7 protein-coding genes and 1 tRNA gene are annotated in these 7,411 nt (G+C 75.1%); 2 read left to right on the top strand and 6 right to left on the bottom strand.

What is annotated here, in order from left to right; genetic code table 11:
- Positions 1-40 precede the first annotated feature (40 nt).
- Positions 41-113, bottom strand: a tRNA-Asn gene (locus ACSNN7_RS08080).
- Between the two features lie 284 nt (positions 114-397).
- Between ACSNN7_RS08080 and ACSNN7_RS08075 the strand changes: the two genes are divergently transcribed.
- Complete coding sequence (locus ACSNN7_RS08075) at positions 398-790, top strand: hypothetical protein (protein ID WP_436680040.1); 393 nt, start codon at positions 398-400, stop codon at positions 788-790.
- A 246-nt stretch (positions 791-1,036) separates the two neighbouring features.
- Complete coding sequence (locus ACSNN7_RS08070) at positions 1,037-2,221, top strand: ROK family protein (RefSeq protein WP_436680039.1); 1,185 nt, start codon at positions 1,037-1,039, stop codon at positions 2,219-2,221.
- Positions 2,222-2,305: 84 nt separating this feature from the next.
- Here ACSNN7_RS08070 and ACSNN7_RS08065 read toward each other — a convergent pair whose 3' ends face one another.
- The 5 genes from ACSNN7_RS08065 to ACSNN7_RS08045 all read right to left on the bottom strand — a co-directional run bounded on the left by ACSNN7_RS08065 (position 2,306) and on the right by ACSNN7_RS08045 (position 7,296).
- Positions 2,306-3,316, bottom strand: a complete 1,011-nt coding sequence (locus ACSNN7_RS08065; protein WP_436680038.1) for a sugar phosphate isomerase/epimerase family protein — start codon at positions 3,314-3,316, stop codon at positions 2,306-2,308.
- A 237-nt stretch (positions 3,317-3,553) separates the two neighbouring features.
- Positions 3,554-4,390: an ABC transporter permease subunit gene (locus ACSNN7_RS08060; RefSeq protein WP_436680037.1), complete on the bottom strand. Its 837-nt coding sequence runs from the start codon at positions 4,388-4,390 to the stop codon at positions 3,554-3,556.
- Positions 4,387-5,325: an ABC transporter ATP-binding protein gene (locus tag ACSNN7_RS08055; protein ID WP_436680036.1), complete on the bottom strand. Its 939-nt coding sequence runs from the start codon at positions 5,323-5,325 to the stop codon at positions 4,387-4,389. The genes ACSNN7_RS08060 and ACSNN7_RS08055 overlap by 4 nt, the downstream gene beginning before the upstream one ends.
- A 112-nt stretch (positions 5,326-5,437) precedes the next feature.
- Complete coding sequence (locus tag ACSNN7_RS08050; RefSeq protein WP_436680035.1) at positions 5,438-6,118, bottom strand: response regulator; 681 nt, start codon at positions 6,116-6,118, stop codon at positions 5,438-5,440.
- Positions 6,115-7,296, bottom strand: coding sequence for a sensor histidine kinase (locus tag ACSNN7_RS08045; protein ID WP_436680034.1), 1,182 nt, complete (start codon positions 7,294-7,296; stop codon positions 6,115-6,117). Before ACSNN7_RS08045 ends, ACSNN7_RS08050 begins: the two co-directional genes overlap by 4 nt.
- Between the last annotated feature and the right edge of the window lie 115 nt (positions 7,297-7,411).

Here is a 7,411-nt window from a genome sequence, read left to right as displayed (position 1 = left end):
CGCCCGTCGGCGGGGCCGACGGGCGCGGGTGGATCGTGAGCTCCCCCGTTTGGACTCGAACCAAAAACCTGCCGGTTAACAGCCGGCTGCTCTGCCAATTGAGCTACGGGGGACTGCTTGGCACCGCGCTCCGGATCTCCCCGGCGCTCGGCGACGGCACAAGAGTACAGGATTCCCGGGGGGTCTGGTCCAGGGGGTTACCTTCCCGCGCCCACCCGGTCGAGGGCCGCGACCCGGCAGGAATAAAAACGGACAAATCGTCATCACGGCACAAGCAGGCATGAGCGCGGAGCAGGATGGGTAGTTAGCTGCCGACAGAGGACTAGGCGCGACATGGTCGGTCCCGGCCGGATCTCCGGACGGGAACGGCGGAGCGTCAGGTACGAAAGGAGCCGCCATGCGCGGAAAGATCATGTTCCTTGGCGGGCTGGCTGCGGGCTTCGTCCTGGGCGCCCGTGCCGGCCGGGAGAAGTACGAGGAGCTGGTCGTCCGGGGCCGTAAGGTGCTCGACCACCCCACCGTCCAGGAGGCGGCGGGTGTCGCACAGGCCCAGGCGACCCGGCTCTACAGCGAGGGCAAGGACAAGCTCGGCCAGTCCAAGCTCGGCGAGAAGCTGGGCACGGGCAACGGCAACAAGCAGGAGCTGACCGCGGCGGACGACGCCTTCGCGGGCACGCCGGCCACCATCGGCGCGAAGTCGGGCGGCTCGTCCAGCTCCCCCACCTCGTCGTCGGCCACCACCACCCCGCGGCCCAAGCCGTCGGGCGGCACCAACGCCAGCACCCTCTAGACGCACCTTCCAGCGGGCCGGTCGTCGTCGACGACCGCCCCGCTGGCGTGTGGCGCCGATCGAGACGCAGGTCAGGTCCACCGGAGCCACTTGCGACGATCCTCCAGGTGCCGGTGGGCCGGAGCGCCTGCTGCCACGTCGGTGCCAAGGGGGCAGGACAACGCGCCGGGCGGCAGTGCCGACCTGGGCCACTCGCGCCATCGGACGTAACACCGCCGTGGCAGACTCCGGCCGGAGGTGGTGGCGATGGTTCCCGTCCGACCGGAGAACGCGTACCAGGCACGACTGCTGCGGCTGCTGCGCGACGACGGCCCGCGGTCACGGGTGGAGCTGGGCGACGCGGTGGGCCTGTCGCGGTCCAGGCTGATCGCCGAGGTGGACCGGCTCGTGGAGCTGAGCCTGGTCGAGACGGCCGGACCGGCGGCCTCCCGGGGCGGCCGACGGTCCTCGCTGCTCCGCATCGCCGGCCCGGTCCGCTTCGCCGGCGTCGTGATCGGCACGGACCGGCTCACCGTCGCCGTCACCGACGGCGAGCTGAACGTGCTGGCCGAGCTCCGCGAACCGGCGGACGTCCGGTCCGGTCCGGGGCCGGTGGTCGCCCGGGCCGGGGAACTCGTCGGCAAGCTCCGCGCCGAGCTGGGCCTGGCCCAGCTCACCGGGGTCGGAGTCGGCCTGCCGGGGCCGGTCGCCTTCCGGGAGGGCACCCCGCTCGCCCCCGGCGCCCTGCCCGGCTGGCACGGGTTCCCGGTGCGGGACACCCTCGGCGCCGAGCTGGGCTGCCCGACCCTGGTCGACAACGACGCCAACGTGATGGCGCTCGGCGAGCAGCACGCCGGGATCGGCCGCACCTTCGACGACTTCCTGTACGTCAAGCTCGGCACCGCGATCGGCTGCGGCCTGGTGCTGCGGGGCGCGGTGCACCGGGGCGCGACGAGCGGCGCCGGCGACATCGCCCACCTGCGGATCGGCGACGACGGCCCGGGCTGCGGCTGCGGCGAGGCGGGCTGCCTGGAGGCGTACTGCGCAGAGGCCGGGCTGGTCGGCGCGGCGCTCGACGCGGCGCGGTCGGGCCGCTCCCCCGCCCTGGCCGACCGGCTGGCCGCCACCGGCACCCTGACCATGGCGGACGTCACCGGGGCGGCGGCCGGCGGCGACCCGGCGGTCCAGGCCGTGGTGCGCGACGCCGGCCGCCGGCTGGGCCAGGTGCTGGTCGGGCTGGTGAGCTTCGTCAACCCCGGCATCGTGATCATCGGGGGCGCCCCGGACGGCCTCGGCCACACCCTGCTGGCCGAGATCCGGGCCGTGGTCTACCGCCGGTCGGCGCCGCTGACCACCGGCACGATGCCGATCGTCCTGTCCGACCTGGGCGAGCGGGCCGGCCTGGTGGGCGCGGCCCGGTTGATCAGCGAACAGGCCTTCACCGCCGACTGACCGGCCTGCCCGCGAACCCGACCGGCCCCAGGTGCCGCCCGCCGTACGGCGAGGGCAGCCCCGGGCCGGTCGGGCCGGGCCGGGTCAGTCCTTGCTGCTGCTGAAGGCGGCGTCGAAGGCGGCCGTGGGGGCGTCGAAGGCGAGCCGGCGGACGAACTGCAACGCCTCCGGCGCGCCGACCAGCCGGTCCATCCCGGCGTCCTCCCACTCGATGGAGATCGGCCCGTCGTAGCCGATCGCGTTGAGCGCCCGGAAGCAGTCCTCCCAGGGCACGTCGCCGTGGCCGGTGGAGACGAAGTCCCAGCCCCGGCGCAGGTCAGCCCAGGGCAGGTGGGACGAGAGCCGGCCGCGCCGCCCGTCGCCGGTGCGCACCTTCGCGTCCTTGCAGTCCACGTGGTAGATCCGGTCGGCGAACTCGAGGATGAAGTTCACCGGGTCCAGCTCCTGCCAGACGAAGTGCGACGGGTCCCAGTTGAGCCCGAACGCCGGCCGGTGCCCGATCGCCGCCAGCGCCCGCCGCGTCGTCCAGTAGTCGTAGGCGATCTCGCTGGGGTGCACCTCGTGGGCGAAGCGGACGCCGACGGAGTCGAAGACGTCGAGGATCGGGTTCCACCGGTCGGCGAAGTCCCGGTAGCCCCGCTCGATCATCTCCGGCGGCACCGGCGGGAACATCGCCAGGGTGTGCCAGATGGACGAGCCGGTGAACCCGACCACCGTCTTCACCCCGAGCTTCGCCGCCGCGCGGGCGGTGTCCTTCATCTCCTCGGCGGCGCGCCGGCGTACCCCCTCGGGTTCGCCGTCTCCCCAGATCCGGGCCGGCAGGATGCCCTGGTGCCGCTCGTCGATCGGGTGGTCGCAGACCGCCTGCCCGACGAGGTGGTTGGAGATGGCGTGGACGCTGAGGCGGTGCTTGGCGAGGGTCTCCTTCTTGCGCTCGACGTACGAGTCGTCGGCGAGGGCCTTGTCGACCTCGAAGTGGTCACCCCAGCAGGCGATCTCCAACCCGTCGTAGCCCCACTCGGAGGCGAGCCGGCAGACCTCGTCGAACGGAAGATCGGCCCACTGGCCGGTGAAGAGCGTGATCGGTCGCGCCATCGTCGTTGTCTCCCCTGTCGTGATGGGGATTCCTGAGCGTGGGCGGGGCGAGGGGCCACCGGTGCGGAGGCGGTCACGGGTCACCGGTGGGTGCGGCACGCACCTGGGCCCGACGGGTTGCGCCTCCCGCCGGGTCACCGGCCACCTCGCGGTCGCCGCCCTCACTCTAGGACCGCCGGGACCGGCTGGGAAGGGGCCGCCGGACCGGGGCCGACGGGCGACCCCGGTCCGTGCGGGTCAGGCGTCGCGGCGGCGCAGCAGGATCACGGCCCCGCCGACCGACACCACCAGCCAGCCGAGGAAGACCGCCAGGCCGGCCCCGGGTGAGAGCAGGTCTGCCTCCGACGACAGGGACATGAACGCCTGCCCGGCGTTGGACGGCAAGTACGGCGAGATCGCCTCAGACCAGCTCTCCGGCAGCAGCGAGGCGAGCCCGGGGATCACCAGCAGCAGCGCCACCAGGCTGGTCAGCGCCCCGGCGGTGGTCCGCAGCAGCGCGCCCAGTGCCATCCCGAGCACCCCCACCCCGGCCAGGTAGAGCGCGGTGCCGAGCACCGCGCGCAGCACCCCGTCGTCGGACAGGGAGATCCCCTCGTCGCCGAGAATCGCCTGCCCGCCGAGGAAGGTCAGCAGCACGGTGGGCACCAGGACGGCCAGCGCGACGCCGGCCAGCACGGCCACCTTGGCAGCGAGCACCGGCCAGCGCTTCGGCACCGCGGCGAGCGAGGAGCGGATCATGCCGGTGGCGTACTCGCCGGCGACCAGCAGCACGCCGAGCGTGCCGACGAGGAGTTGGGCCAGGTTCACGCCGCCCAGGCTCGCGCCGAGCGGGTCGAGTGAGGACGGCCCGCCGGGCGGCGCGGGTGTCCCCGGCTCCGGCGGGTTGTCGGCCAGGAAGGTGGCGAAGCCGAGGCCCAGGGCGGCGAAGACGACCACCGTGGCGGCCAGCATGATCACGGACGAGCGCAGCGAACGGAACTTGATCCACTCGGCGCGGACCACCCGCCACCAGGTGACGCGGGCGTCGGCGGGCACGGCAGGAGTGGCGGTAGTGGCGGTGGTGGTGGCGGTCATCGGGCGCTCCCGGCGGTGGGGACGGGCGGGGCGGGTACGCCGTGGTACTCGACGGCGTCCCGGGTCAAGGTCATGAAGGCCTCCTCCAGGGAGGCCTCGGCGGCGGTCAGCTCGTGCAGCGTGAGTCCGGCGGCGGCGGCCCGGTCGCCGATCTCCTCGCGGCGCAGCCCGGTCACCTCGAGCAGGCCCGGCTCGCCGCCGGTGACGGTCACGTCCGGGCCGAGCAGCAGGTCCCGCAGGGCGGCTGCCTGCGGCGAGCGGACCCGCACGGTGCCGCGGGTGGCCTGCCGGGTGAACTCGGCCAGCGGGACGTCGGCGATCAGCCGGCCCCGGCCGACCACGATCAGGTGCTCGGCGGTCTGCGCCATCTCGCTCATCAGGTGCGAGGAGACGAAGACCGTGCGGCCCTCGGCGGCGAGCCCCCGCAGCAGCCCGCGGATCCACCGGATGCCGTCCGGGTCGAGGCCGTTGACCGGCTCGTCGAGCATCACCACCCGCGGGTCGCCGAGCAGCGCGGCGGCGATGCCGAGCCGCTGGCCCATGCCGAGGGAGAAGCCGCCGGCCCGCTTGCCGGCCACCTCGCCGAGCCCGACCAGCTCGATCACCTCGTCGACCCGCCGCCGGCCGATGCCGTGGGTGGCCGCCATGGCGAGCAGGTGGTTGCGGGCCGAGCGGCCGGTGTGCACCGCCCTCGCCTCCAGCAGCGCCCCGATCTCGCGCAGCGGAGCGGGGTGGTCGGCGTACCGGCGGCCGTTGACGGTCACCGTGCCGGCGCTCGGGGCGTCCAGGCCGAGGATCATCCGCATGGTGGTGGACTTGCCGGCCCCGTTGGGCCCCAGGAAGCCGGTGACGATCCCGGGCCGCACCTGGAAGGTGAGGGAGTCGACGGCGACCTTGTCGCCGTAGCGCTTGCTGAGCTGGCTCACGTCGATCATGCGACCAACGATCGCCCGCGTACCCCGGCCGTGGCGTCGGCCGAGCGCGGACACCTGCGCGTACCGCGGTCGCGGTAGACCGGCGGCGCGACTACCGCGACCGCCGGCCGGCTCAGCGCGCCGGCGGCTCCGCGACCCGCACCAGCCCGCTCTGGTACGCGATCACGACGAGCTGGGCCCGGTCCCGGGCGCCCAGCTTGGCCATGGCCCGGTTGACGTGGGTCTTCGCGGTCAGCGGGGAGACCACCAGCCGGTCGGCGATCTGGTCGTTGGAGAGGCCGGCGGCCACCAGGGTGACCACCTCCCGCTCCCGGTCGGTGAGCACCCGCAGCCGTTCCGGGGCGGCCCGCGGGTCCGGCTCGGGGTGGGCCAGGAACCGGGCGATCAGCCCCCGGGTCGCCTTCGGGGAGAGCAGGGCGTCGCCGGCGGCGACGGTACGGATGGCGTCGAGCAGCTCGGCCGGCTCGACGCCCTTGCCGAGGAAGCCGCTGGCCCCGGCACGCAGCGCCTGGAAGACGTACTCGTCGACCTCGAAGGTGGTCAGGATCAGCACCCGCACCCCGGCCAGGTCCTCGTCGGCGCTGATCTCGGCGGTGGCGGCCAGGCCGTCCAGCTCGGGCATCCGGATGTCCATCAGCACCACGTCGGCGCGGGTGCTGCGGGCCAGCGCCACGGCCTCCCGGCCGGTGGCGGCCTCACCGACCACCTCCAGGTCGGCGGCCGAGTCGACCAGCGCCCGGAACCCCGCCCGGATCAGCTTCTGATCGTCGGCGAGCAGCACGCGGACAGTCATGCGGCCTCCTCCTCCGGTGCGGGCAGCTCGGCCCGGACGGTCCAGCCTCCCTCGGGACGCGGGCCGGCGGTGAAGGTGCCGCCGACCGCCTCGGCCCGCTCGCGCATGCCGAGCAGGCCCAGGCCCGCGCCCGGGGTGGGCGCCGGGGAGGCCTCGGCGCCGGTGTCGCGTACCTCGATGGTGACGCCGTGGGGGTCGTAGCGCAGCCGGACCGCCACCGCCGCGTCCGGCGCGTGCCGGTGGGCGTTGGTGAGCGACTCCTGGATGATCCGGTACGCCGCGACGTCCACCGCGGTCGGCAGCGGGCGGGGCTGGCCGGCGACGGTCCAGCGCACCGGCTGGCCGGTGCTGAACCCCTCGACCAGGGCGTCCAGCCGGTTGAGGCTGGGGGCCGGCTCGGTGGGCGCGTCCGTCTCCTCCGACCGGCGCAGCACCCCGAGCAGGGTGGCCAGCTCGGCGAGGACCGTGCGGCCGGCCGCCCGGACGTGCCCGAGCGCCTCCTCGGCGGCGTCGGGCCGGCCGCGCAGCAGGTGCCCGGCCACCCCGGCCTGCACGTTGATCAGGGCGATGTGGTGGGCGACGACGTCGTGCAGCTCCCGGGCGATGCGCAACCGCTCCTCGGCGACCCGGCGCAGCGCCTCCTCCTCGCGGGTCTGCTCGGCGCGCCGGGCCCGCTCCTCCAGCACCGCCACGTACGCCCGCCGGCTGCGCACCGCGTCGCCGACGGCCACCGCGACGCCGAACCAGAGCAGCAGCACCACCACCGCCGGGTCGAGCCAGGCCACGCCGAGCGTGGCGATCGCCGCCGCGCCGACGGCGAGGGCGCTGACCGCGCCGGCCACGGCGGCGGTCCGCCGGTCGGTGCGGGTGGCCACGGTGTACGCGGCGATCGCCACGGTGAGCACGAAGGGCCCCCCGGCCAGGCCGGTGAGCTGGGCGAGCACCACGGCGACCGTGGTCAGGGCGAGCACCGGCAGCGGGTAACGGCGGCGCACCGCCAGCGCACCGCAGCCGAGCGCGGCGAGCAGCACCGCGCCGGCGGTGAGCGGCGCCCGGGACGGCCCGCCGGGCGGGTTCACCGGCAGCAGGCTGACCACGAAGAGCGCGGTGGCCAGCACCGCGTCGGCGACCGCCGGATGCGCCCGCGCGGCCCGGCGCCACTGCGCGAGGCGTCCCATGCGGTCAAGGTACGGCAGCCGCCCGGGCCCGGACGCGGCACCGCCGGGGTGCGTGGGCACCCCGGCGGTGTCGGTGTGGACCGGGCCGGCCCGAGGGGTGGGCCGGGCCGGTCGG

It is taken from the genome of Micromonospora sp. URMC 105, from assembly GCF_051386295.1.
Lineage (GTDB): Bacteria > Actinomycetota > Actinomycetes > Mycobacteriales > Micromonosporaceae > Micromonospora.
This window is presented reverse-complemented; position numbering and strand designations above follow the sequence as displayed.